Source organism: Kocuria palustris, from assembly GCF_007666205.1.
GTDB lineage: Bacteria > Actinomycetota > Actinomycetes > Actinomycetales > Micrococcaceae > Kocuria > Kocuria palustris_A.
On the sequence record NZ_VDOR01000051.1, the window covers coordinates 1 to 285 of the forward strand.

At 73.7% G+C, this 285-nt stretch carries 1 protein-coding gene; it reads left to right on the forward strand.

The features are described 5' to 3' along the window. Positions 1-285, forward strand: a 285-nt coding sequence (locus FSY66_RS12455; RefSeq protein WP_144795415.1) for an S-layer homology domain-containing protein, incomplete at both ends; no start/stop codon positions are given.

Here is a 285-nt window from a genome sequence, read left to right on the forward strand (position 1 = left end):
CGGCTGGTCCGACGGGACGTTCCGCCCGAACGAGAACATCCACCGCGACGCCATGGCCGCCGTGGCCTACCGCATGGCCGGCTCCCCCGCCTACACCCCGCCGCGCGTCTCCCCCTACCGCGACGTCGCCCCCGGCTCGCAGTTCTACAAGGAGATCACCTGGGCCCGCTCCCAGGGCCTGCTCACCGGCTGGGCCGACGGCACCTTCCGCCCCACCGCCGACATCGACCGCAACGCCACCGCAGCGCTGCTCTACCGCATGTCCGGCTCCCCCGCCTACACCGC